Genomic DNA, 23,934 nt, shown 5'->3' with positions numbered 1-23,934 from the left:
TCCTCAAATGCCGGAATCGGAGTGCCGCTTGCGATGGGCAGCAGCCCGTCAGCCGAAAGCCGTTCTCCCGCGGAAAGCCGCTTTGCGGTCCGACCGAACCCGGGCGCAGTCCGCGGACCGGGGTGCGACGCGCACCCCGGAGACGAACGCCCTGATCGCGTGAGCACAGTCAACCTCGGCCAACTTCGAAGGGCCCTCTGTGTCCAACCTCCTCCGATCGCGGATCCGCTGCTCCGCCACCGGCTTACGCCGGCTCGGCCTTTAGTTCCGGAAAGCGCCCGCGCGGAGGCGGCTCCTCGGCGATGCCCTCACTCGTCGAAGCGCAGATGCCGGACCGACTTGCCGTGGCGGCGGATCAGCTTCAAGGCCTCGATGCCGATCTGGATGTGGCGCTCGACGAAGTCGGCGCTGACCCGGGCATCGGAGGCTTCGGTCTTGACGCCTTCGGGAATCATCGGCTGGTCGCTGACCAGCAGCAGCGCGCCGGACGGAATGCGGTTGGCGAAGCCTGCTGCAAAGATGGTCGCGGTCTCCATGTCGATCGCCATGCAGCGCATTGCCCGCAGCCGCTCCTTGAACGCGTCGTCGTGCTCCCAGACGCGACGGTTGGTGGTGTAGACGGTGCCGGTCCAGTAGTCGTGACCAAGATCGCGAATCATCGTCGAGACCGCACGTTGCAGCGCAAACGCCGGCAGTGCCGGCACCTCGGGCAACAGGTAGTCGCTGCTGGTGCCCTCACCGCGGATCGCCGCGATCGGCAGCACCAGGTCTCCCAGTTGGTTCTTGCGCTTGAGGCCGCCGCACTTGCCCAGGAATAGCACCGACTTGGGCATGACCGCCGAGAGCAGGTCCATCATCGTCGCCGCATTGGGGCTGCCCATGCCGAAGTTGATCATCGTGATGCCATCGGCAGTGGCGCTTGGCATTGGACGGTCCAGGCCCACGACCTCGGCGCCGGTCAGGCGCGCGAAGTGATGCAGGTAACCGCCGAAGTTGGTCAGCAGCACGTGCTCGCCGAACTGGTCCAGCGGCACGCCGGTGTAGCGCGGCAACCAGTTGCCGACAATCTGGTCTTTTTCTTTCATCGTCTTCTCCTTACTTCGCAGGCATTCTCGCACCGCGCGCCGGTCGGCCGCAGCCCGCCACAACTGCGCGCACGGTCGCAGTGCGCACGGCCACGACACGGGTACACTCGACGACGCTTCTGGGGGTCGCACGCGAGCGCGACGGCTGTTTCATCATCGCTTCGGGGAGTTTTCGATGTCTCGTCTGTTGTCCGCCGCCCTGGCGGCCGTCCTGCTGGGCGGCTGTGCCACCACTGCCTCATCCGGCGCGCCGTCCCGCGCCTCTTCTCCGTCGACGCCTTATCCCAGCACCTATGCGCCGATCGCCGCCGCGCCGGTGCTGATCAGCGGCGCCACGGTGCTGATTGGCGACGGCCAGCGCCTGGACGGCGCCGATGTGTTGCTGCGCGACGGCCGTGTCGCCGCGGTCGGACGCAACCTCGAGGTGCCGGCCGATGCGCAGCGCGTCGACGGGACCGGCAAGTGGGTCACGCCGGGTCTGATCGACGTGCACTCTCATCTGGGCGTGTACCCCAGCCCCGGCGCACGTGCGCACAGCGACGGCAACGAGATGACTGCGCCAGTCACCGCACAGGTCTGGGCCGAGCATTCGGTATGGCCGCAGGACCCGGGCTTCGGCGCGGCGCTGGCCGGTGGCATCACCACGCTGCAGATCCTGCCCGGCTCTGCGAACCTCGTCGGCGGGCGCGGCGTCACGCTCAAGAACGTCGCCGCGACCACGGTGCAGGCCATGAAATTCCCCGGCGCGCCCTACGGGTTGAAGATGGCCTGCGGCGAGAACCCCAAGCGCGTCTACGGCGAGAAGGGCGGTCCGGCCACGCGCATGGGCAATGTCGCCGGTTACCGCGCCGCGCTGATCGACACGGCCGAGTACCGCGACAAGCACGCCGGCGATTCGCCCGGCAAGCGCGACCTCAAGCTCGAGACGCTGGCCGGCGCGATGGACGGCGACATTCTGGTGCACATCCACTGCTACCGCGCGGACGAGATGGCGCAGATGCTGGATCTGGCGCATGAATTCGACTTCCACATCACCGCGTTCCACCACGGCGTGGAGGCCTACAAGATCGCCGACCGGCTGGCCGCCGAGGGCGTGTGCGGTGCGCTGTGGGCCGATTGGTGGGGCTTCAAGATGGAGGCCTTCGACGGCATCCAGGAGAACATCGCGATCGTCGACCGCGCGCCGGGGGGCTGCGCGATCGTGCATTCGGATTCCGACGAGGGCATCCAGCGCCTCAACCAGGAGGCGGCGAAGGTGCTGGCCAGCGCCCAGCGTGCGGGGCTCGACATCGCACCCGAGCATGCGATCCGCTGGCTGACCGAGAACGCCGCGCGCTCGCTGGGCGTGCTCGAGCGTACCGGCACGCTGGCGCCGGGCAAGATGGGCGACGTGGTGCTGTGGAACGGCAACCCCTTTAGTGTCTATGCACTCGCCGAGCAGGTCTGGATCGACGGCGCACACGTGTACGACCGGTTCGACCCGACGCGCCAGCCGGTGACGGACTTCATGCTCGGCCAGGGCGCAGCCGCCACTGGAGGTGCCCGATGAGCCGCGCGGTCTCGACCCGGCGCGCCTCGCGCGCAATCGCCTGCCTGCTGTGCGTGGGCGCCCTCATCGCCGCCACACTGCCCGTCGCCGCGCAGGATGTGCTGATCCGCGGGGCGACGGTCCACACGGCCGGCACCCAGGGCACGCTGCGCGAGGCCGACGTGCTGGTGCGCGGCGGCCGCATTGCCGCGGTCGGCCCCGGGCTGTCTGCAGCCGGCGTGCCGGTCGTCGAAGCCGGCGGCCGCCCACTAACACCGACATTGTTCGGCGGCGTGACCGGGATCGGCATCGAGGAGGTGTCGGGCGAGCGTGGCACCCGCGACGACCGCCTGTCGCTCGGCAGTGCCGAGGACATGGTCGTGCGTCCGGAGTTCGACGTCACGCTGGCGTTCAATCCCGACTCGATCGTGATCCCGGTCGCGCGCGTGGAAGGCATCGGCTTCACGCTGCTGTCGGCCGGCAACGCCAATGCGATCGTGGGTGGACAGGGCGCAGCGATGCGCCTGGACGGCAGTGTCGATCCTGCTGGTCCGAAGGTGCTGTACCTGGCGCTGGGCAGTGCCGGCGCCGAACAGAGCGGGCAGTCGCGCGCGGCGCAGTGGATGCTGCTCGACCAGTTGATCGACGAGGCACGCGGTCGGCTGCCGGCCGATTCGCACATCGCCTCGCTGACGCCGGCCGGCAAGCGCGCACTGACGCGCTACCTGGATGGCCAGGGCACGATCGTCGTCGGCGTCAACCGCGCCTCCGACATCCGCCAACTGTTGCGCTGGAGCAAGCGCCACGGCCTGCGCATCGCGATCCGCGGTGGTGCCGAGGCCTGGAAGCTGGCACCCGAGCTCGCGGCCGCCGGCGTGCCGGTGTTCGTCGATCCGCTGGTCAATCTGCCGTCGGACTTCGACCAGATCGGGGCCACGCTCGAGAACGCCGCACGCCTGCATGCGGCCGGCGTGCGTGTCGGCTTCGCGCAGGCCAGCGATGCCTCGCACAACGCCCGTAAGCTGCGCCAGCTTGCCGGCAATGCGGTTGCCCACGGGCTGCCGTGGGAAGCCGGCCTGGCCGGGCTCACACGCGTGCCGGCCGAGACCTTCGGCGTCGATGCGGCGATCGGCACGATCGCGGTCGGACGCACCGCGGATCTGGTGCTGTGGTCGGGCGACCCGTTGGACGTCGCCTACACCGCGGACCAGGTGTGGTTCGGCGGCCGCGCGATCGAGATGCGCTCGCGTCAGACCGAATTGCGCGACCGCTACTTGCCGCCGGCAACACCTGCCAGCGAAGGCGGCCTGCCGCGGGCGTACCGGCACCGCTGAGGGCTCTGCGCCCCGCGCATGCGGCGAGGTGCGTGAGGGGGAGACCTTCAGCCTTAGCGGACTGTGGCCCAAGGACCACGGTCTGCTGGGAAACCGATCTACGCGCGATCGGAGCGTTTGCCCCCATCCCGGCCTTCCCCCGCAAGCGGGGGAAGGAGGTTGCAAGCTCCGCGCTTGTCGCACGGATGCTGGCCTTCCTCCCGCAGGCGGGGGAAGGAGGTTGTAAGCGCCGCGGCTTGTTGCGCAGATGCCGGCCTTCCCGCAAGCGGGGGAAGGAAGTTGCAAGCGCCGCAGCTTGTTGCACGGATGCCGGCCTTCCCCTGCAAGCGGGGGGAAGGGGGCAGCAGGCGCGCGGCTTATCGGGCGTCGGGCGGGATGCCGTCGATGTCGGGGTCGACGGCGAGCTTGCCGGCGATCAGCACCGCCTGGGTGCGATTGGAGGCGCCGAGCTTGCGCAGCACCGCGGTCATGTGCGCCTTGACCGTGGCCTCGGAGACGCCGAGCTCATAGGCAATCTGCTTGTTGAGCATGCCGTCGCCGAGCATCTGCAGCACCCGGAACTGTTGCGGGGTGAGGTCGCGCAGCCGCGCGGCGACATCGTGCTCGCCGGCCGAGACCGCCGGCGCCGAGACTGCGGCCTCGGGGACGAATCGGTCGCCGTCGAGGACCTGCGCGACCGCGCGCCCCAGCGTTTCGGCATCGGCCGACTTCGGGACGAAGCCGGCGGCGCCGTGGTCGAGCGCCCGGCGCATCACCGCCGGCTCCTCGCGCGCCGACACCATCAGCACCGGCAACTGGGGGAACTGCGCGCGCAGGTGCACCAGCGCGCTGAATCCCTGGGCGCCAGGCATGTTGAGGTCGAGCATCAACAGATCGGCGTCGGGCTCGGCCTCGACCATCGCGTACAGCGCCTCGACGTTGTGCGCCTCGCGCAAACGGGCATCGGGCACCGCACGCGCGATCGCCCCGCGCAAGGCCTCGCGGAACAGCGGGTGGTCGTCGGCGATCAGCAGGGTCGTCATCGGGCGAGGTCAGGCGTTGGGGACGTACCGTTCCTTGACCAGCGCATCGACGACCGAGGGGTCGGCCAGGGTGCTGGTGTCGCCGAGCTGGTCGGGGGCGTTCTCGGCGATCTTGCGCAGGATGCGGCGCATGATCTTGCCCGAGCGGGTCTTGGGCAGGCCCGGGGCCCACTGGATGTGGTCCGGGGTCGCGGTCGGCCCGATCTCGCGGCGGACATGCGCGACCAGTTCCTTGCGCAGTTCCTCGGTGTACTCCTCGCCGGCCTTGAGGGTGACGTAGGCGTAGATGCCTTGCCCCTTGATGTCGTGCGGGAAGCCGACGACCGCGGCCTCGGCGACCTTGGGATGGAGCACCAGCGCGCTTTCCAGTTCCGCGGTGCCGATGCGGTGGCCGGACACGTTGATGACGTCGTCGACGCGGCCAGTGATCCAGTAATAGCCGTCCTCGTCGCGCCGGCAGCCGTCGCCGGTGAAGTACATCCCCGGATAGGCCTTGAAGTAGGTGTCGATGAAGCGCTGGTGGTCGCCGTAGACGCTGCGCATCTGCCCCGGCCACGAGTCGGTGATCACGAGATTGCCTTCGGCGGCGCCCTCAAGGATCGTGCCGTTGGCATCGACCAGCGCCGGCTGTACGCCGAAGAATGGCTTGGTCGCCGAGCCCGGCTTGGCCTCGATCGCGCCGGGCAGCGGCGAGATCAGGATGCCGCCGGTCTCGGTCTGCCACCAGGTGTCGACGATCGGGCAGCGGCCATCGCCGACGACATCGGAGTACCAGCGCCAGGCCTCGGGATTGATCGGCTCGCCGACGCTGCCCAGCAGGCGCAGGCTTGCGCGCGAGGTCTTCTTGACCGGCGCTTCGCCTTCGCGCATCAGCGCGCGGATCGCGGTCGGCGCGGTGTAGAAGATCGTGACCTGGTGCTTGTCGATCACTTCCCAGAAGCGAGACACGCTCGGGTAGTTCGGCACGCCCTCGAACACCAGCGAAGTCGCCGCGTTGGCCAGCGGGCCATAGACGATGTAGCTGTGGCCGGTCACCCAGCCCACGTCGGCGGTGCACCAGTAAATGTCGTCGTCGCGCAGGTCGAACACCGAGGCGTGGGTGTAGCTGGCGAACAACAGATAGCCGGCGGTGGTGTGCAGCACGCCCTTGGGCTTGCCGGTCGAGCCGGAGGTGTAGAGGATGAACAGCGGGTCCTCCGCGTTCATGCGCTCTGGCTCGCAGGTATCGGGCTGCCCATCGACGACGGCGTCGTACCAGCGGTCGCGCGGCATCTGCATGTCGACTGCGCCACCGGTGTGGCGCACCACGAGCACGGTTTCCACGCTCTGCGCGCCGGGCAGCTTGAGTGCGGCGTCGACATTCGCCTTCAGCGGCACGCGCTTGCCACCGCGCATGCCCTCGTCGGCGGTGATGATCAGTTTGCTGCCGCAGTCGCCGACGCGGTCGGCGATCGAATTGGGCGAAAAGCCGCCGAAGACCACCGAGTGCACTGCGCCGATGCGTGCACAGGCGAGCATCGCCACCGCCGCCTCGACGATCATCGGCAAGTAGATCGTAACCCGGTCGCCCTTGGCGACGCCAAGGTTGCGCAGCGCATTGGCCAGCCGGCACACGCGGGCGTGCAGTTCGCGATAGCTGATGTGGCGCGCCTCGGTGTCGGGACCGTCGGGCTCCCAGATCAAGGCGGTCTTGTCGCCGTTGCGCGCCAGATGGCGGTCCAGGCAATTGACACTGACATTGAGCTCGCCGTCGTCGAACCAGCGGATGCGGAAGTCGGACAGGTCGTAGCTGACGTCGCGGATCCGGGTCGGCGGCCGGTACCAGTCCAGCCGCTGGGCGATCTCGCCCCAGAAGGCCTCGGGGTCCTGGACCGAGCGCGCGTAGTCGCGCGCGTAGTCGTCCTGGGTGATGGTGTCGGGACCGGCGAAACCGGCCGGAACCGGATGACGTTCTGCGGGACTGGACATGCGGGACCTCTTCCCCTTGTTGCGCGTCACGCCAGTGTGCCGCATCCGCCGGCCCGAGACGCTAGGACCTTGGTCTAGCCCGCGGGCTCGGTGCGTCCGCTCGCCGGCGCGCCGCGTGCCGGGCCCGCTGCAGGCGTCCGCACTTCGACCAATGGCGAATGGGCGCCGGGCGCGCCGCCATGCAGTCTGCACAAAGGACCGGGCGCCGGTTCGACCAGGCTCAGGCTCACGCATCCCTTGGGAGGGGACATGACACAGACCATTGCCGCGCAGGCCAGGCCGCGCCTGCTCACGGCCGCCGTGCTCGTTGCGCTCGCATTGCCGGGCGCCGCATTCGCGCAGACCGCCAAGGAGCGCGAGCTCGAGGCGCGGATCGCGCAACTCGAATCGCAGGTGCAGGCACTGCTCGGGCAACAGCAGCAGACCGCCGCGCAGGTGCAGGAAGTGCGCACCGCCCAGGCGGCCGTGCCGGCGGTCGCCGCGGCACCGGTCCCGGCAGGCAGCCAGCCGATCCAGGCCACCACGATCACCCCGCAGGCCAATCCGGGCACCAAGTTCACCGTCGGCGGCATGATCCGCATCGACGGCATGGCTACCAAGACCACCGACGGCGACATCGCCAAGGGCACCGCCGGCCGCGACTTCTACGTGCCCGGCGCGATCCCGGTCGGCGGCGAAGGCCCGGACACCTACATGGACGCGCACGCGAAGTTCTCGCGGCTGTGGTTCGACGCCAGCACCGTGCTCGACTCGGGCGACAAACTCGGCGCGCGCGTAGAGATGGACTTCTTCGGCGGCACGCTCGGCAACTCGGCGGCGACCAACACCTACGGCGCCACGCTGCGCCACGCCTACCTGACCTACAACAACTGGCTGGTCGGCCAGACCTGGTCGAACTTCATGGACACCAACGCGTTGATCGACGCGGTGGACTTCGTCGGCCCGACCGATGCGGTCGTGTTCGTGCGTCAGCCGCAGGTCCGCTACACCAGCGGCCCGTGGACGGTGTCGATCGAAAGCCCGGAGACCACGGTGCAGCCCTTCGGGGGCGCGGCGCGCATCATCGCCGGCGACAACAGCGCGATCCCCGACGTCATCGCGCGCTACACCCACAAGGCCGACTGGGGCCACGTCAGCGTCGCCGGCATGGCGCGCCAGCTCAAGTACGAGCCCGCGCCGGGCCTGGACAGCACCGACACCGGCTTCGGCGCGACCGTCAGCGGCCTGGTCAAGCTGGGCGACAGCACCGACATCCGCTACCAGGTCAGCGGCGGCGAGGGCATCGGTCGCTACATCGGCCTGGCGACGATCCAGCAGGACGCGATGGTCGACGCCGCCGGCAACCTCGACGCGCTCGGCGGCTGGGCCGGCTACTTCGGCGTGCGCCAGGTGTTCAGTCCATCGGTGCGCGGCAACCTGTACTACGCCCGCTCGCAGTGGGACAACGACACCGCCTGGACGGGCCTGGGCGTGACCCGCAAGGTGCACTCGGTGCATGCCAACGTGATCTGGTCGCCGGTGCCCAAGCTCGACTTCGGCGTCGAGGCGATCTGGGGCGAACGCACGCTCGAGTCCGGCGTCGACGGCGAGCTGATGCGCCTGCACACGATGGCCCGCTACTCGTTCTGATCCATCCCGGCGCGGTCGCCGCATCGACCGCGCCGGACTGCGCTCGCGCGCCTGCCGCACGCACGACCGGACCACCGGCATCCCGCCGGGGCCGTCCATCCCACGCACGCTTCGGAGGGGAAGCTTCCCATGTCCAGCACGACCGCCAACGCAGCGCCCAAGGGCCAGCTGACGAAGGGCCACAAGAAGGTCATCTTCGCATCCAGCCTCGGCACCGTTTTCGAGTGGTACGACTTCTATCTCTACGGGTCGCTCGCGATCATCATCTCGCGGCAGTTTTTCAGCGGCGTCAATGAAACCACCGGCATGATCTTCACGCTGTTGGCGTTCGCCGCGGGCTTCTTCGTCCGGCCGTTCGGCGCCGCGTTCTTCGGCAGCCTCGGCGATCGCATCGGGCGCAAGTACACGTTCCTGGTCACGATCCTGATCATGGGCATCTCCACGTTCCTGGTGGGCGTGCTGCCCAGCTACGCCTCGATCGGCGTCGCCGCTCCGGTGATCCTGATCGTGCTGCGCCTGGCCCAGGGCCTGGCGATGGGCGGCGAGTACGGCGGCGCGGCGACCTACGTCGCCGAGCATGCCCCGGCCGGCAAGCGCGGGCTGTACACCAGCTTCATCCAGACCACCGCGACCCTGGGCCTGTTCCTGTCGCTGGCGGTGATCCTGGGTTGCCGCTGGATCCTCGGCGTCGAGGCGTTCGAGGACTGGGGCTGGCGCATTCCGTTCCTGGGCTCGATTGTGCTGCTGGGCATCTCGGTGTGGATCCGCCTGCAACTGTCGGAGTCGCCGCTGTTCCAGGAAATGAAGGCGCAGGGCAAGGGCTCGAAGATGCCCTTCCGCGACTCGCTCAGGGGCGGCAACCTGAAGCTGATGCTGCTGGTGCTGTTCGGTGCGACCGCTGGCCAGGCCGTGGTCTGGTACGCGGGTCAGTTCTACGCGCTGTTCTACCTGCAGAGCATGCTCAAGGTGGACCTCACGGTCTCCTACCTGCTGATCGCCGCGGCGCTGCTGCTGGCCACGCCGTTCTTCCTGTTCTTCGGCTGGCTGTCGGATCGGATCGGTCGCAAGAAGATCATCATGGCCGGCTGCCTGATCGCCGCGATCACCTACATCCCGATCTTCAAGGGCATCACCCACTACGCCAATCCGGCGATCGAGGAAGCCAGCACCAACTCGCCGGCCGTCGTGGTCGCCGATCCCAAGACCTGCAGCTTCCAGTTCGATCCGGTGGGCATCCGCAAATTCACCAGCTCGTGCGATGTCGCGACCGCCGCGCTGACCCGCGCCGGTGTGCCCTACAGCGTCGATCCGGCCCCGGTCGGCTCGTTGGCCCAGGTGCATGTCGGTCAGACCGTCGTCACCTCCTATGAGGCCGAGGGGCTGGCAGGCGATGCGCTCAAGGCGCAGCAGGGCGAGTTCGGCGGCGCGCTGAAGGCGGCGCTGACCCAGGCCGGTTACCCCGAGAAGGCCGCCACCGAGCGCATCAACGTGCCGATGACGATTCTGCTGCTGTGGATCCTGGTGCTCTACGTCACGATGGTCTACGGCCCGATCGCGGCCTACCTGGTCGAGCTGTTCCCCACCCGGATCCGCTACACCTCGATGTCGCTGCCCTACCACATCGGCAACGGCTGGTTCGGCGGCTTCCTGCCCGCGATCTCGTTCGCGCTGGTGGCCGGCACGGGCAACATCTACTACGGCCTGTGGTATCCGATCGGCATCGCGATCATGACCCTGGTGATCGGGACGTTCTTCCTGCGTGAGACGCGCAACGTCGACATCACCAAGTAAGGCACCATCGGCGGGACCCAGAACCCGCCACGCAAGACCCGGACGCCGGCCCTTGGGCCGGCGTTCGTCGTTTCAGGACGTCGAGCGGCCGTGCCCGGAGCGCGGGGCAGCCTCGACGGCCACGCATTCGCACGCAGCCGGCGGACCCATTGCGCCGTGCGTCATGCGTTGCTGCGTCGCGTTCGCGGTGCGTGCGCGCGCGTCGCCCGGCAGAGCACACGACACTGCGCTGTCTCATGTCGAGCGAAGCCGATGGGCCCGAGCGGCGGCGCGCACGCATGCGACCGGCGCGATCCTGGACTGCGCGACCTGGCCCCGCCTCGCGCACATGCCCGGACAGCGGAGCGGTCAGCGCTGCGGTGGCGCCGCCAGTTCCCGAGCGTCGAGATAGCCGTCGCGATTGCGATCCTGGCGATTGAAGGTCGCGGCCAGGCGCGCCAGATGCTCGGCGCGGGTGATCGGGCGGCCCTGGCCGCCGGGCAACTCGTCGGCCGACAGCACGCCGTCGCCGTTACGATCCATGCGGTCGAAGGCGTAGCCCATCCACGCCTGATACTCGGCGAGCGACACGCGTCCGTCGCCGTCGATATCCATCCGTTCCAGATACTCGGCGGTGCGCGCGACCTGGGCGCCCGCGGCCGCGGCGAAGGCGCCGCAGGCCAAAGCGATGCCCAGTTGCGCAGCGCGCGGCCCTGGTGAACGCCTCATTCCGGAGGCCGGCTCAGCCGCGCGCGCTTTGCAGCGAGTAGCCCTTGAGCCGGGCCGCGTAGTCCTGCAGCGCGCGGATGCCGCTGGCCTCGGCCTCGCGGCACCAGGCCTGCAGGTGCTGCAGCGCTTCGCCGGCATTGTGCGTGCGTGCCTCCAGCAATGCCGCCAGGCGCGCACGGTACTCGACGAGAGTCCGGATGCGCGGCCGTTGCGCGATCCAGGCCTGCAGCTGCGCGCGCGCATCGGGCGCGAGCCAACGACCATCGTCGACCAGGCCCCGGCGCAGCTTGCGCGGCAGCAGCGCGCGCAACTTGGCGCCGGCCGCTTGCGCTTCCTCGCGCAGCGCCGGGCCCAGCACGTTGCGCTGGTAGTCGGTCATCGCCTGGAAGCGGTGCGCAAGCAACGCCTTGAGCGTGTCGGTATCGGGCGCGTGGATGTTCGGACGCAGGTCGAGCGACGGCGCGACACGCAGCACCCGGGCCAGGCGCAGCGTCTCCAGGCCCTTGATCACCGCCCAGCCGATGTCGAATTCCCAGCGCCGGAGCGCGAACTTCGCCGAGCTCGGAAACGCGTGATGGTTGTTGTGCAGTTCCTCACCGCCGATCCACACGCCCCACGGCGTCAAATTGGTCGCGGTGTCAGTGGTCTCGAAGTTGCGGTAGCCCCACCAGTGACCCAGGCCGTTGACCACGCCGGCGGCCCAGAACGGGATCCACGCCATCTGGATCGCCCAGACCGCGACGCCCTTGAAGCCGAACAGCACAATGCTCACCAGCAGCAGCACCGTCGGCCCCATGTTCGCGTGCGGGGTGTAGAGGCGGCGCTCGATCCAGTCGTTGGGCGTGCCCTTGCCGTACTGCTCGATATCCGCACGCTGCGCACGTGCCTCGCGATACAACTCCACGCCGCGCCAGAAGACGTTGCCGATGCCCTTGTGCATCGGGCTGTGCGGGTCGTCCTCGGTTTCGCACTTGGCGTGGTGTTTGCGGTGGATCGCGACCCATTCGCGGGTGATCATCGACGTCGTCAACCAGGTCCAGAAGCGGAAGACGTGCGCGATGGCCGGGTGGAAATCCACGCCGCGATGCGCCTGGCTGCGATGCAGGTACAGAGTGACGGCGAAGATCGTGAGCTGGGTGGCAGCCAGCAGGTACAGCAGCATCGCACCCCACCCCCACTGCAACAAGCCACCGGACAACAGGTCGAACAACGAGACGGACATGGCGAGAGACAACGGGTTCGGGTGTACATCCCATGATGGGACGGACCTGCGACGATTGCCATCCCTGCCCGCCCGTATGGAGAGCGGCGGCGTTCAGGCCTGTCACACTGCGCGCGACATGAACACGCCCGCTGCCCAGACGCCTCCGCTGCTGGACCTGCACGACGCCACCGTGGTCCGCGACGGCCGCACCGTGCTGCATGCGCTGCGGCTGCGGATTCCGGCCGGCCGGCACACTGCGATTCTCGGCGCCAACGGCTGCGGCAAGTCCACGCTGGTGCAACTGCTCACGCGCGAACTGCACCCACTGGCGCATGCAGACGGCACGCCGCCGGTGCGTGTGTTCGGCGCCCGGTTAGGCGATGTGACGCAACTGCGCGCGCGCCTGGGCATCGTCACCGGGCGCATCCACCAGGACCTGCTGTCGCTCCCGGCCCTGCGGGTGGAGGACGCCGTCGTCGCCGCGGCGTACGGCAGCATCGCGCCCGTTGCGTCCGCGCGCGTCGACGCCGCCCTGCGAAGTGCAGCATGCGACGCGTTGGCGGCAATGGCCGCCACGCATCTGGCCGGGCGCCGCTACGCGGCGCTGTCGGCCGGCGAAGCGCGCCGTGTCCTCATCGCCCGGGCGCTGGTCCATCGGCCCGAAGCGCTGCTGCTCGACGAGCCCTCGACCGGACTCGATGTCGTCGCCCGCGCGCAGTTGCTTGAGCGCTTGCGCACCCTGGCACACGGCGGCACCACCCTGGTCCTGGTGACCCACCACGCCGAGGAACTGCTGCCCGAGATCGAGCATGTGGTGCTGCTGCGCGAGGGGCGGATCCTGGCCGAGGGGCCACGCGAGACGATGCTGACCGACGCCTGGCTGTCGCGGACGTTCGGCGCCCCCCTTCGGCTGGGCTGCGACGCCGCCGGCGCGCCGACGTTGCAGGTCGTCCAAGGCGGCTGAGGCCTCGCGGCGGCGCGGCATGCCGTGGCGCCCGCGCTGTGCCATAGTCGGCGCGCATCACCGCTGTTCTGTCTGGCATCACCACTTTCGGGAGGGGGTCCATGCTCGAGCAATACGGTCTGTGGCTGGCGCTGGTCTGCGCGGCCATCGCGATTCTTTACGGCGTGGTCTCCGCCGGCTGGATCAACCGGCAACCGGCCGGCAACGAACGCATGCAACAGATCGCCGGTGCGATCCAGGAAGGCGCGCGCGCCTACCTCAACCGCCAGTACCTGACCATCTCGATCGCCGGCGCGGTGTTGTTCGTGCTGATCGGCCTGTTCCTGGGCTGGTCGACCGGCCTGGGCTTCCTGCTGGGCGCAGTGCTCTCGGGCGCGGCGGGCTATATCGGCATGAATGTCTCCGTCCGTGCCAACGTGCGCACCGCCGAAGCCGCCCGGCGCGGCATCGGCCCGGCCATGGACGTCGCGTTCCGCGGTGGCGCGATCACCGGCATGCTGGTGGTGGGCCTGGGCCTGTTGGGCGTGGCCGGCTACTGGATGCTGCTGCCGCACTTCGGCATTGCCGGCGAACCTGCATTGCACGCGCTGGTCGGTCTGGCCTTCGGCAGTTCGCTGATCTCGATCTTCGCGCGCCTGGGCGGCGGCATCTTCACCAAGGGTGCCGACGTCGGCGCCGACCTGGTGGGCAAGGTCGAGGCCGGCATCCCGGAGGACGATCCGCGCAACCCGGCGGTGATCGCCGATAACGTCGGAGACAACGTCGGCGACTGCGCCGGCATGGCCGCCGACCTGTTCGAAACCTATGCGGTCACTGTGATCGCGACGATGCTGCTGGGCCATCTGATGTCCAGCCAAGTGGGTGCCAATGGCGTGCTCTATCCGCTGGTGCTGGGCGGTGCCTCGATCCTGGCCTCGATCGTCGGCACGTTCTTTGTCCGCGTGCAATCGGGCGGCTCGATCATGGGCGCGCTGTACAAGGGCGTGATCGTCTCGGGCGTGATCGCCGCGGTGCTGTTCTGGCCGATCACCACGCAGCTGATGGCCGGCAACGCCCACGGCGCCGGCAACCTCTACTGGTGCGCGCTGATCGGGTTGCTGCTCACTGGCGCGATCGTCTGGATCACCGAGTACTACACCGGCACCCAGTACGGGCCGGTCCAGCACATCGCGCAGGCATCGACGACCGGGCACGGCACCAACATCATCGCCGGCCTCGGGGTGTCGATGAAGTCGACCGCGCTGCCGGTGGTGGCGGTGTGCTTCGCGATCTGGGCCTGCTTCTCGTTCGCCGGGCTGTACGGCATCGCGATCGCGGCGACCGCGATGCTGTCGATGGCTGGCATGATCGTCGCGCTCGACGCCTACGGCCCGATCACCGACAACGCCGGCGGCATCGCCGAGATGGCCGAGCTGCCGCCCGAGGTGCGCGAGATCACCGATCCGCTCGACGCGGTCGGCAACACCACCAAGGCGGTGACCAAGGGCTATGCGATCGGCTCGGCCGCGCTGGCGGCGCTGGTGCTGTTCGCCGATTTCACCCACAACCTGGAAGCGAAGTATCCGGGGGTCGAATTCCGCTTCGACCTCGCCGACCCGGCGGTGATCATCGGCCTGTTCGTCGGCGGCCTGATCCCCTACCTGTTCGGCGCGATGGCGATGGAGGCAGTCGGCCGCGCGGCCGGCGCCGTCGTCGAAGAAGTGCGCCGCCAGTTCCGCGAGATCCCCGGGATCATGGCAGGCACCGGCAAGCCGCAATACGACCGCGCGGTCGACATGCTCACCCGCTCGGCGATCAAGGAGATGATCGTGCCGTCCCTGCTGCCGGTGTTGGTGCCCGTCGTCGTGGCATTGGGGATGAATGTGCTGATGGGCCCCGGCGCGGGCATCCGCGCGCTCGGTGGCCTGCTGATCGGCACGATCGTCACTGGCCTGTTCGTCGCGATCTCGATGACCACCGGCGGCGGTGCCTGGGACAACGCCAAGAAGCACATCGAAGATGGTCACTTCGGCGGCAAGGGCAGCGAGGCGCACAAGGCTGCGGTCACAGGCGACACAGTCGGCGATCCTTACAAGGATACCGCCGGCCCCGCGATCAATCCGCTCATCAAGATCATCAACATCGTCGCGCTGCTGCTGGTGCCGTTGCTCTAGGCGAGCGGCGGCATCGACGCGACGCGGCGTCACGGTCGCCGCGTCTTGGCACAGCGCCGACCGGACGGACGGCGCTGTCGCTGCATGGATCGGGCGCAGCGCCTATCGCGGTGCTACGCGTGCAACCGACCTCGGCCGCAGTCAATCGCGCAGGAACACGCCCTGCGCGAGATCGAACCACGGCGTGCACAACAACCGCTGGGCATCGGCGAACGCGAAGTCGGCCCGCCAGACCTCGCCGTCGTCGCCCGGCTCGGGTGCGAGCAGTCGTGCGGCGTTGGCCGGGGCGACGCCGAGACACCAGCGCACCGCGGCCGGCGCATCGCCCAGCCACTGCGAGAACGCGAACTCCCCGACCAGTTCACCGCCCGGCTCGACACGACGTGCCAGCGGTGTGGGCGGCACGGTTGGTGCCGGCGTGGGCAGCGACTGCGCGACGTGCGAGAGCGTGACCCGACCGTCGCCTTCGTCGCGCAGGTAAGGCATGCCGGTTGCGCCCTGCCTCTGGCGCCCGGTCAGCACCGCATGGCGGTCGCCCCGGTCGAACACCGCGAGCGCGACGCTGCCGACATTGCGCAGTCGATAGCGGACCTCGAGCGCACCGCGCGTCGTCACGGAAAACACGGCTTCGAGCACGACGCCGTCGGCGTCAACATGGGCGCGGGCAGTATCGGTCAGCGTCATGGAAGGCCTCGATATCGGGAAGCGGCAGCGGAACACAGCGCGAGCACTCGCGGCAGCAGCGCCGCGGCGCCATGCACCGCGGACGATGTGCGGCCGAGCCCAGCATGCGGCGAAGACAGTGAGTGCGGCGCGCACAATGCGCGCGGTCTCACCAACTCGAGGCGCGCACCCGTTATCACACGAAAGGCGGCGCATGCGCCGCCTTCGGTGCCCACATCACCGGGCTACATCGCAGCGCGGTCGGTCAGAGCGCGTAGCTCGGCCGATCTGGCAGGCCCAACTCGCGACGGATGCCATTCTCGGTCAGATGGATCGGATTATGGGTGATCGCGCCAGTGCCATCGAAATCGTAGGGCTGGGCGCTGGTCTCCAGGCCCACGGCCTGACGCTCTGCGTTGGGCACCTGGCCGCTGTCAGGGCCTTCGCCGCGGTAGGTCCCCGGCAGGAAGGTACCGTTGACGCCGTTATAGGCATGCGACATCTCGTGGTAGAGCACCACCGACGGCGCCGGGAAAGCGTCCATGTGGAAGGACGGGTTGTAGCTGATGGTCACGTCCCCGCCGGCCCCCGGGCGCCCGTTGACGATGTCGGCGTCATTGCTGAAGGTCTGTGCGTAGCCATTGTCCTCGTTGGACAGCTCCTGGATGGTCACAGTGTTGCCCTTGGCTTCGGCCGCCTTGTCGAACTCGGCGAGCATCTGCTGGCCATTGGGCGAGGCCCGCAGGAAGTCCAGTTCCGACTGCATGCGCTGCACGAACGCATCCGAGCCCTTCACCGCAATGCCGCGGTCGCCGACGCTGTTGTCGATTTCGACATTGACCACGGTCGGCTTGGCGCCGGTCGCGGCGTTCACGAGGTCGGAGACCTCCGCGTACACCTTCGTCTGCGCATGCGCGCCCTCGATCGTGTCCTGACCGTCACCTGCGTACACCGTGGTGCGCCCCTCGCCGACATGAACCGTATCGTCCCCGCGACCGGCCGAAATAATGTCGAACTCGCCGCCGCCATGGATCACGTCGTCGCCACGGCCGCCCTCGATGTAGTTGGTGCCCGCACCGGCGTGGATGGTGTCGTTGCCATCGCCGCCGTAGATCACATTGACCCCGCTGCCGCCATGGATCTCGTTGTTGCCGCCGGTGGTGTGGATGTCGTTGCGGCCGCTGCCGGTCACCCGAATCAGGTCGTCGCCGTTGCCGCTGCTGATGCGGTTGTCGCCGTTGCCTTCGACCAGCACCTCGTTGTCACCCTGACCGGCATCGACGACGATGTTGACGTCGACGTTCGGCGCGACCTTGATCGTGTCGTTGCCCTCACCGGTGCGCAGCGTCAGCTCCTGGCCCTCACCCAGGCGTACCTCGTAGCTTTCGCCATTGACGGTGACATCCAGTGTGCCGTCGTCGCGCTGGCTGACGCCGACATCGTCGTTGCCGCTGCCGGTGGTGAACACGACCTGGTCGCGGCTGACATAGCCCTGGGCGACGGTGCGCTCCCGGGCGATCTCCACCTGCCCATCCTTGTGCAGCGGATCGATCTGGATCGGCTTGCCGTCGGGCGTGCTGCCGGTCGTCTGCTCTCCGGGATTGGTGGCGGTGCCGTCGATCTCGACCGCGCCGCCGGCCGCCCGCTGCGGCTGGTCACGCGTGCTGACCTGCGGGCCGCCGTCGGCGAGCCCGTCGACCGGGCCGTGCCCCACTTCGGTCGCCGGACCGTCGTGTCGGTGCGGGGTCGGGGCCAGCGGATTATCCCAGTAGCCCTGGGCGCTTGAAGGCAGAACAGACGTGGGCGACAGCGAGTCGAACGTGGTCATGGCAGGCCTGCGTGAGAAAAGAGGCCTCCATATGTACGCCCCCGTATGGGGAGCCCGTACTAGGGCGTACCCGAGGACGAAGCTGCCCGTGACGGTTTCAGGCGAAACGGACCGCCAGCCCGCGCTGCGCCGCAACATGCCTTGCGCGTAGAATGACGGCCCACTTTCCGCACTGGAACCGCAGCAGCATGGGCCTGGACTCCGTCTCCACCGGCAAGAACCCGCCGCACGAAATCAACGTCATCATCGAGATCCCGAAGGACGCCGAGCCGGTCAAGTACGAGGTCGACAAGGAAAGCGGCGCGATCTTCGTCGACCGCATCCTGTCCACGCCGATGCGCTATCCGTGCAATTACGGCTACGTGCCCTCGACCGTCTGCGGCGATGGCGACCCGGCCGACGTGCTCGTCGTGCTGCCGCTGCCGCTGGTGCCCGGCTCGGTGATCCGTTGCCGCCCGGTCGGCGTACTGAAGATGAGCGATGAGGCCGGCAGCGACGAGAAGATCCTCGCCGTACCGGTCGAGAAAATCTTCGCCGGCTATGCCCACGTCGACGACCTCGACAAGGTGTCCACGCACTGGCTCGAGCGCATCGGCCACTTCTTCGAGCACTACAAGGATCTCGAGAAGGGCAAGTGGGTCAAGGTCGAAGGCTGGGGCAATGCCGCCGAGGCCAAGCAGATCCTGGTCGACGCGATCGAAGCCTACAAGCAGGCCGGTTGATCCACGCCCGGCGCCGCGAGAGCGCCGGCGCCCGCTTGGTGCGCACTCAAGGCGCACCGACGCACCGACGCCGCGCGCCCGCGCGGCGTCTCGCAGGGGAGAGGCAGACGTGCGCATTCTGTTCGTGGGGGGCGGCGACGGCCTGCCCATCGGTTTGCTCGAACTGGCCGGCGGCATGGACGCGCGCTGGGACATCGCGCATGTCGATGACGGCGGCGCGGCCATGGCGCTGGCCGCCGAATCGCCACAGGATGTCGTCGTCGTGGCACCGACGCTGCCCGACATGTCCGCGGCCATGCTGCTCGGCCAGATCCGGACGCTGCGACCCGAGACCTCGCGCGTCGCGCTGATCGGCGCTCAGCCGGCGGCCCGCCTGCTCTCGCTCGCCCACCGCTTCCTGCCCCTTCCGGTCGACGACGCCCAGTTGCTCGAGGCCATCGGCAGCCTCCAGGAACTGCGCGACCTGCTCGACGATCCGGCCCTGCGCACATGCATCGGCCGCATCGAGCGGCTGCCGCCACCGCCGCAGACCTATCTGGCGCTGACCCATGCCCTGGAGGCCGAAGATGCCACCGGCGCGGCCGACATCGCCCGCCTGATCGGTCGTGATCCGGCGATTGCCGCCAAGGTGTTGCAGCTGTGCAACTCGGCCTACTACGCAGCCGGCCGCACGATCGCCGACCTGCGAACCGCAGTGGCCCGCCTGGGACTGTCGACGATGCGCGACCTGGTGCTCGCCAGCGAGGTCTTCGCGCAGCCCGGGCGCATCGACGTGGACCGCCACGCACTGCAGCAGCGCGCCCTGCACGCCTCACAGCTCGCACGCCGACTGCTCCCCGAATCCAGCGCCGAGCTCGGCGCGACCGCCGCCCTGCTGGCCGACATCGGCCTGCTGCTGCCCGGTGTCCGCGATGCGCGCCCGGATGCGGCGGACGCAGACAGTGACGTCCCGTCCGATGCGCCCGGCCACATCGAAGCCGGCGCCTACCTGCTGGGCCTGTGGGGCCTGCCGATGCCCATCATCGAGGCCGTTGCATTCCAGCGCGACCCTGCGCGTGCCGGCACACGCGGCTTCTGGATCGCCGGCGCGGTCCATGTCGCGACCTCGCTCGCTGGCGACCTGCCGCTGCGCGAGGACTATCTGGCGCGCGTCGGTGTGCTCGAGCGGCTCGAGGATTGGCGCGCGTGGGCGCTCGATACAGCCCGGGCGTCCGCGGCGCCCTGATGCAGTGCCCTCGGGCGGCCCGCGGTCGGGGTGCCTAAGGGCACCTCGCTTTCATGCCACCCCCGCCCCGCCTAGCTCCTGGGCGGCGAGCCGCACGACCAACGCCTTCGCCATAAAGAACTACGGCCCCTTTCGGGGCCGTAGTTTTGTCACGTGCTTAGCTTCGATCGATCAGAAGCGCTGCTGGTACTTCATGTAGGTGAAACGACCGATGTCGTGCGCGGCCTGGTAGGAGAAGCCTGTGGTCGGCTGCGTATAGACAAGCGGACCAACCTTGTCGAACACGTTGTTGACACCGATCGCGATGGTCGCATTCCACGGCGCATTCCAGCGCAGTTGGACGTCGTTGAACGTCGCCGAGCCGGTCTTGTTCTGCGGAATAGCGTTGCCGTCACGGTCGACATAATCAGGAAGGTTACAGGCGTCATCGTAGTAGCACTCTTCCTTGACTCCCGACAGGTAACGAGCCGTCCAGCTGGCGCCGAAATCACCCATATCCCAATTCAGCGAGGCAACCGAACGGATACGGAAGTTGCCACCAAAGCCCACCTGCGCCTGCGGCGTGGTGTTGTCCGTGCTGTCGGGCTTGATTTCGAAGTTGCTGTAGTACGTCGTTGCCCAATTGACACCGAAGGTACCAACGCTGGTCTCGGGCAGGCGATAGTTGACCTCGAGATCGTACCCTTCCACCTCCCAGTAGCCCGCGTTGCGACCGAAGCGGGTCAAGTTGTTCACCACGCCATTGTCGCCACGCGTGAAGTACTCGCACTGCGCTTCGATGTTGTAGACGTAGCAATCACGGAGGATTCCGCTGGCGGTGAAGGCCGTCACGACATTGTCGATCCGCGTCTTCCACCAATCCAGCGACACGCCAAGACCGGTTACGAACTGTGGGCTGTAGACGAAGCCGAGCGAGCGGCTGACCGACTCTTCAGGCGTCAGATCGGGGTTGGATCCGCTGAGGAACGGGGTGCCCGTCTGATTGCCGTACGCGAGGAGACCGCCCTGACCGAGCTGCTGATAACCAACGTGGTTGCTGCCTGGATTGGTAATCGTGGCGTAATTGGCGATGTCTTGCGCACAACGTGCGTAGACTTCCGGATTATTGGCCGCAGCACCGCGCGCCGTATCGCACGGATCGGCGTAGCGATCGAACGTCTGCCCGACGCCGCCATAGAGGTCCGAGACCGAAGGCGCGCGGAAACCCTGAGCCCAGGTGCCGCGGACAAGCAGATCATCGATCGGCCGCCAGCGGAAACTGGCCTTACTGTTGGTGGTATCGCCGAACACGTCGTAATCCGAGTAGCGGCTCGCGACGTTGACCGCGAGTTCCTGCGCGCCCGGCAGATCGGCCAGCAACGGGATGTCGAGCTCGATATAGGCTTCATTGACGCTGTAGCCACCACTCGTCTCTTGCGCGGCAAGGTTGGTCGAGTTGCCCGTCTGCGCAAAAGCGTCCGGCGAGTACCGCCCCTTCACACGGCGATTCTCCACGCCGGCCGCGAAACCCAGGTCGCCTGCCGGCAACGTGGCCAGCGAGCCACTGAGATTGGCGAAGTAGTTGTGCGTGGTAGTTTCGGACGTCGCGTTCTCCATCAGGAAGAAACGGCGTTGGATATCCGGGTTGGCGAGCGAGTACTGGCCTTCGCTGAGCACCGGGCTCCAGGGAGTGCAGTCGGCGAGCGCGATCGGTGCGTCAGGCGTACCACACTGGACGACGCCGTTTCCATTCAGGAACGACGGACCGAGAGCCTGGCGAACCGCGAGCTTGTTGAAATCGCCCCGGGCACGGACCGTCGCGTCGCCGCGGGTGAACAGATAGCCCGCATCCCAATCGAAGAGCTTCTCGCCGACCTCGAAGGATCCCTCGAGAGCCGTACTGAAACGATAGGTATCCAGTCGGCGATCCGTGGTGCGCGGCACCTCCCAACCACGGCGGCGGAAATCGAGCGTCTCGCCAGTCGGGTTGAAGTAGCTGTCAGCGCTCATCGGGGTCTGCGTGTCGACCGCGCCGCTCTGCAGAGGATAACCAGCCACCTGCACATTCGTTTCGCGACGGTTGAAGCTGGCATCGGTCACGAGGCGGATGCTGTCCGTCAATTCGAAATCAGCACTGGTGAAGATCGACGTACGCTCCATGCCGGTCTTGACCATCATCTGCTCAGCAGCGTTGCTGCTGTCGCCGATGACGCCGCCACCTGGGCTCACCTGGGGACGATAGTCGGCCAGATTGGTCGGATCACCGCCGTCCCGCAGCACCAGCCACGCATCACTCTCGCGGCTGTCAGGCTGGTTCGGATTACGGATATTGCCGATTGCGCCTACGGTCGTGTAATTCTCGCTCTCATCCTGCCCCGGCGCGGAGAAACGCGAGAACGGCCGGTCCTTTGCCCAGACCGGTTCTTCCTTGTCGTACTGCGCGCCGAACACGATCGAACTGCGTTCCCCCTGGGTCCCGATCGTTAGATCGAAGGACTGAATCGCGCCATCGCCCTCGCCATACTGGCCGTAATATGCGCTGGCCTGCGCACCTTCGAAGTTGCGCCGCGTAATGACGTTGATGACGCCGGCGACAGCATCTGACCCGTAGAGGGACGATGCGCCATCCTTCAGCACCTCGATCCGCTCCACCATCGACGAAGGAATCGTCGCAAGATCCTGCAGGCCGTCGTTGTTGACTCCCAAGCGACGCCCATTGAGGAGCACAAGCGTGCGCTCGGGACCGAGATTACGCATGTTCACGTACGTGCCGCCCGGGCTTTCGCCAGAGCTCAGCGGGTCGGAGCGGCTCAGTGTCGGGCTACCCGTGGTCGAAAGGTTCTGCAGGATGTCACCAACCGACTGGAAGCCCTGGTTCTCGATGTCCGTGCGCGAGATCGTCTGGATCGGCTGCGCGTTCTCGACATCGACCTTGCGAATACGCGAACCCGTCACCTGGATGCGGTCGAGTTCAGTGGTGCCCTGCGTCTGGTCCTGCGCGCTGGCAGCGACGGGCGCGAGCGCGAACACGATCGCGGCGGGCAGCAGGCCCTTGCGGATCGTGGGGGTGCAAAGGTTCATCAAATTCTCTCTCCAGAGTGGTTGTGTTACTGACGCGTTAAGACGCCCATCGCACGTTACGTCTGCGCACGGGGCTCACGCCTTACTGCGCGGGCCCTCTCGCTTTGCCGAATCTGGCTTATTCTATGAATGCGCCGTCGTCATGCGACGGCTGTCACAGCGATATGTCAGAGGCTCGCGTACACCTCTTCGGTCACCCTGCCGGTCCCGATATTGCGCGTCTCGGCGGCCCGGTACCGGCTTGCGGACATGCCGTGATGCGCCTTGAACGCACGAGCGAAGCTGCAGCAGTTGTCGAAGCCGGTCGCGGCCGCGACTTCGCCGATCATCATCGAAGTAGTGCGCAGCAGATGGCCCGCCCGTTCGAGCCGCAGGCGTACCGACAGTGCCTGCGGGCTTTCGTCATAGAGCGCATGGAACGCCTTGGAGAAGTACCAGCTCGAGAAGCTGGTCAGATCCGCCAGCTCGCTGATACGTACGACGCGGTCGCTATGCCCTTCCAGGTAAAGCCGAGCGCGCTGCATGCGGCCGAAGACCTGGCGTTTGCGATTGCGCGAACGTCCCGGACAACGCCGCGCGCGCGCGGCCAGATCGCGTTGCACGATGGCCAATTGCAACAACAGCGGCCGCACACTCAGCCGATCGCCGCCGCCGCGCTGCGCTTCGCGCCACAGACGGAACAGCCCACGCACCTCGCGTGACGACACTCGCCCGCGTCCGGCGTACAGGCCGCCATCATCGAGCGCCTGCAGTTCAGCCAGCGCGCGCGCGTCGAGTGCCAAGCCGATGCAGATCCCCTGCGGTCCGGTCTGGATCAGCGGCGCCGATTCCTTCTCGAACGCCATCCAATCGCCGCAGCGCATGCGAAAGCGGCCCTCGCGCGACTCGATCCACCCCTCTCCGCGGACCTGCACCCAGATGCTGAATGCGGGCGCAGTCACCTGCACCACCCCCAGCCGCGACGCACCGACGCACTGGGCCGGCACTGAAAGTTGGTCGAACTGCAGCAGATGGCCGCGCTGCGACCACAGGACGGAAGACATGTGGGTG

The 23,934-nt window shown here is 67.9% G+C and carries 17 protein-coding genes; 8 read left to right on the top strand and 9 right to left on the bottom strand.

The annotated features are described in order from the left end of the window. Positions 1 to 308 precede the first annotated feature (308 nt). Positions 309 to 1,085: an AMP nucleosidase gene (locus tag WAF18_RS03685; RefSeq protein ID WP_183424685.1), complete on the bottom strand. Its 777-nt coding sequence runs from the start codon at positions 1,083 to 1,085 to the stop codon at positions 309 to 311. Positions 1,086 to 1,260: 175 nt separating this feature from the next. Between WAF18_RS03685 and WAF18_RS03680 the strand changes: the two genes are divergently transcribed. Further along, positions 1,261 to 2,634: an amidohydrolase gene (locus WAF18_RS03680; RefSeq protein ID WP_337243925.1), complete on the top strand. Its 1,374-nt coding sequence runs from the start codon at positions 1,261 to 1,263 to the stop codon at positions 2,632 to 2,634. After that, a complete protein-coding gene (locus tag WAF18_RS03675) occupies positions 2,631 to 3,947 on the top strand; it encodes an amidohydrolase family protein (protein WP_337243924.1) in 1,317 nt (438 codons plus the stop codon). Before WAF18_RS03680 ends, WAF18_RS03675 begins: the two co-directional genes overlap by 4 nt. 356 nt (positions 3,948 to 4,303) lie before the next feature. On the opposite strand, the gene WAF18_RS03670 is transcribed toward WAF18_RS03675, so the two are convergent. Together WAF18_RS03670 and acs are read right to left on the bottom strand one after the other, a co-directional pair. After that, positions 4,304 to 4,969: a response regulator transcription factor gene (locus WAF18_RS03670; RefSeq protein WP_337243923.1), complete on the bottom strand. Its 666-nt coding sequence runs from the start codon at positions 4,967 to 4,969 to the stop codon at positions 4,304 to 4,306. Between the two features lie 9 nt (positions 4,970 to 4,978). Then, entirely contained in the window at positions 4,979 to 6,937 is a 1,959-nt protein-coding gene (gene acs / locus WAF18_RS03665; RefSeq protein WP_337243922.1) for an acetate--CoA ligase, read from the bottom strand. Positions 6,938 to 7,186: 249 nt separating this feature from the next. Here acs and WAF18_RS03660 point away from each other — a divergent pair, with 249 nt between their 5' ends. Together WAF18_RS03660 and WAF18_RS03655 are read left to right on the top strand one after the other, a co-directional pair. Then, a complete protein-coding gene (locus WAF18_RS03660; protein ID WP_337243921.1) occupies positions 7,187 to 8,566 on the top strand; it encodes a DcaP family trimeric outer membrane transporter in 1,380 nt (459 codons plus the stop codon). 129 nt (positions 8,567 to 8,695) lie between these two features. Then, on the top strand, positions 8,696 to 10,357 hold the full coding sequence (locus tag WAF18_RS03655; RefSeq protein ID WP_337243920.1) for an MFS transporter: 1,662 nt from the start codon (positions 8,696 to 8,698) through the stop codon (positions 10,355 to 10,357). A 348-nt stretch (positions 10,358 to 10,705) separates the two neighbouring features. Here the strand turns inward: WAF18_RS03655 and WAF18_RS03650 are convergent, their stop codons facing one another. Both WAF18_RS03650 and WAF18_RS03645 read right to left on the bottom strand, forming a co-directional pair. Next, a complete protein-coding gene (locus tag WAF18_RS03650) occupies positions 10,706 to 11,065 on the bottom strand; it encodes an EF-hand domain-containing protein (RefSeq protein WP_337243919.1) in 360 nt (119 codons plus the stop codon). 13 nt (positions 11,066 to 11,078) lie between these two features. Then, a complete protein-coding gene (locus WAF18_RS03645) occupies positions 11,079 to 12,287 on the bottom strand; it encodes a fatty acid desaturase (protein WP_337243918.1) in 1,209 nt (402 codons plus the stop codon). A gap of 118 nt (positions 12,288 to 12,405) precedes the next feature. Here WAF18_RS03645 and WAF18_RS03640 point away from each other — a divergent pair, with 118 nt between their 5' ends. Both WAF18_RS03640 and WAF18_RS03635 read left to right on the top strand, forming a co-directional pair. Then, positions 12,406 to 13,233, top strand: coding sequence for an ATP-binding cassette domain-containing protein (locus WAF18_RS03640; protein WP_337243917.1), 828 nt, complete (start codon positions 12,406 to 12,408; stop codon positions 13,231 to 13,233). 101 nt (positions 13,234 to 13,334) lie between these two features. Next, on the top strand, positions 13,335 to 15,386 hold the full coding sequence (locus WAF18_RS03635) for a sodium-translocating pyrophosphatase (protein WP_337243916.1): 2,052 nt from the start codon (positions 13,335 to 13,337) through the stop codon (positions 15,384 to 15,386). A 141-nt stretch (positions 15,387 to 15,527) separates the two neighbouring features. Here the strand turns inward: WAF18_RS03635 and WAF18_RS03630 are convergent, their stop codons facing one another. Next, the gene (locus tag WAF18_RS03630) at positions 15,528 to 16,070 is read right to left on the bottom strand and encodes a hypothetical protein (RefSeq protein ID WP_337243915.1); all 543 of its coding nucleotides are present in this window, start codon (positions 16,068 to 16,070) and stop codon (positions 15,528 to 15,530) included. 244 nt (positions 16,071 to 16,314) lie between these two features. Continuing rightward, the gene (locus WAF18_RS03625; protein ID WP_337243914.1) at positions 16,315 to 17,877 is read right to left on the bottom strand and encodes a M91 family zinc metallopeptidase; all 1,563 of its coding nucleotides are present in this window, start codon (positions 17,875 to 17,877) and stop codon (positions 16,315 to 16,317) included. Positions 17,878 to 18,065: 188 nt separating this feature from the next. Here WAF18_RS03625 and ppa point away from each other — a divergent pair, with 188 nt between their 5' ends. Together ppa and WAF18_RS03615 are read left to right on the top strand one after the other, a co-directional pair. Beyond that, a complete protein-coding gene (ppa, locus tag WAF18_RS03620; protein ID WP_183424698.1) occupies positions 18,066 to 18,599 on the top strand; it encodes an inorganic diphosphatase in 534 nt (177 codons plus the stop codon). 142 nt (positions 18,600 to 18,741) lie between these two features. Beyond that, positions 18,742 to 19,824 carry an HDOD domain-containing protein gene (locus tag WAF18_RS03615; RefSeq protein WP_337243945.1) on the top strand — a complete coding sequence of 361 codons (1,083 nt, stop codon included), beginning with the start codon at positions 18,742 to 18,744 and terminating at the stop codon, positions 19,822 to 19,824. 171 nt (positions 19,825 to 19,995) lie between these two features. On the opposite strand, the gene WAF18_RS03610 is transcribed toward WAF18_RS03615, so the two are convergent. Beyond that, positions 19,996 to 22,884 (bottom strand): TonB-dependent receptor, encoded by a 2,889-nt coding sequence (locus WAF18_RS03610; protein WP_337243913.1) that lies wholly within the window; start codon positions 22,882 to 22,884, stop codon positions 19,996 to 19,998. Positions 22,885 to 23,051: 167 nt separating this feature from the next. Next, the gene (locus WAF18_RS03605; RefSeq protein ID WP_337243912.1) at positions 23,052 to 23,927 is read right to left on the bottom strand and encodes a helix-turn-helix domain-containing protein; all 876 of its coding nucleotides are present in this window, start codon (positions 23,925 to 23,927) and stop codon (positions 23,052 to 23,054) included. Between the last annotated feature and the right edge of the window lie 7 nt (positions 23,928 to 23,934).

This window comes from Luteimonas sp. gir, from assembly GCF_037198055.1.
In the GTDB taxonomy this organism is placed as follows: domain Bacteria; phylum Pseudomonadota; class Gammaproteobacteria; order Xanthomonadales; family Xanthomonadaceae; genus Luteimonas; species Luteimonas citri_A.
This window is presented reverse-complemented; position numbering and strand designations above follow the sequence as displayed.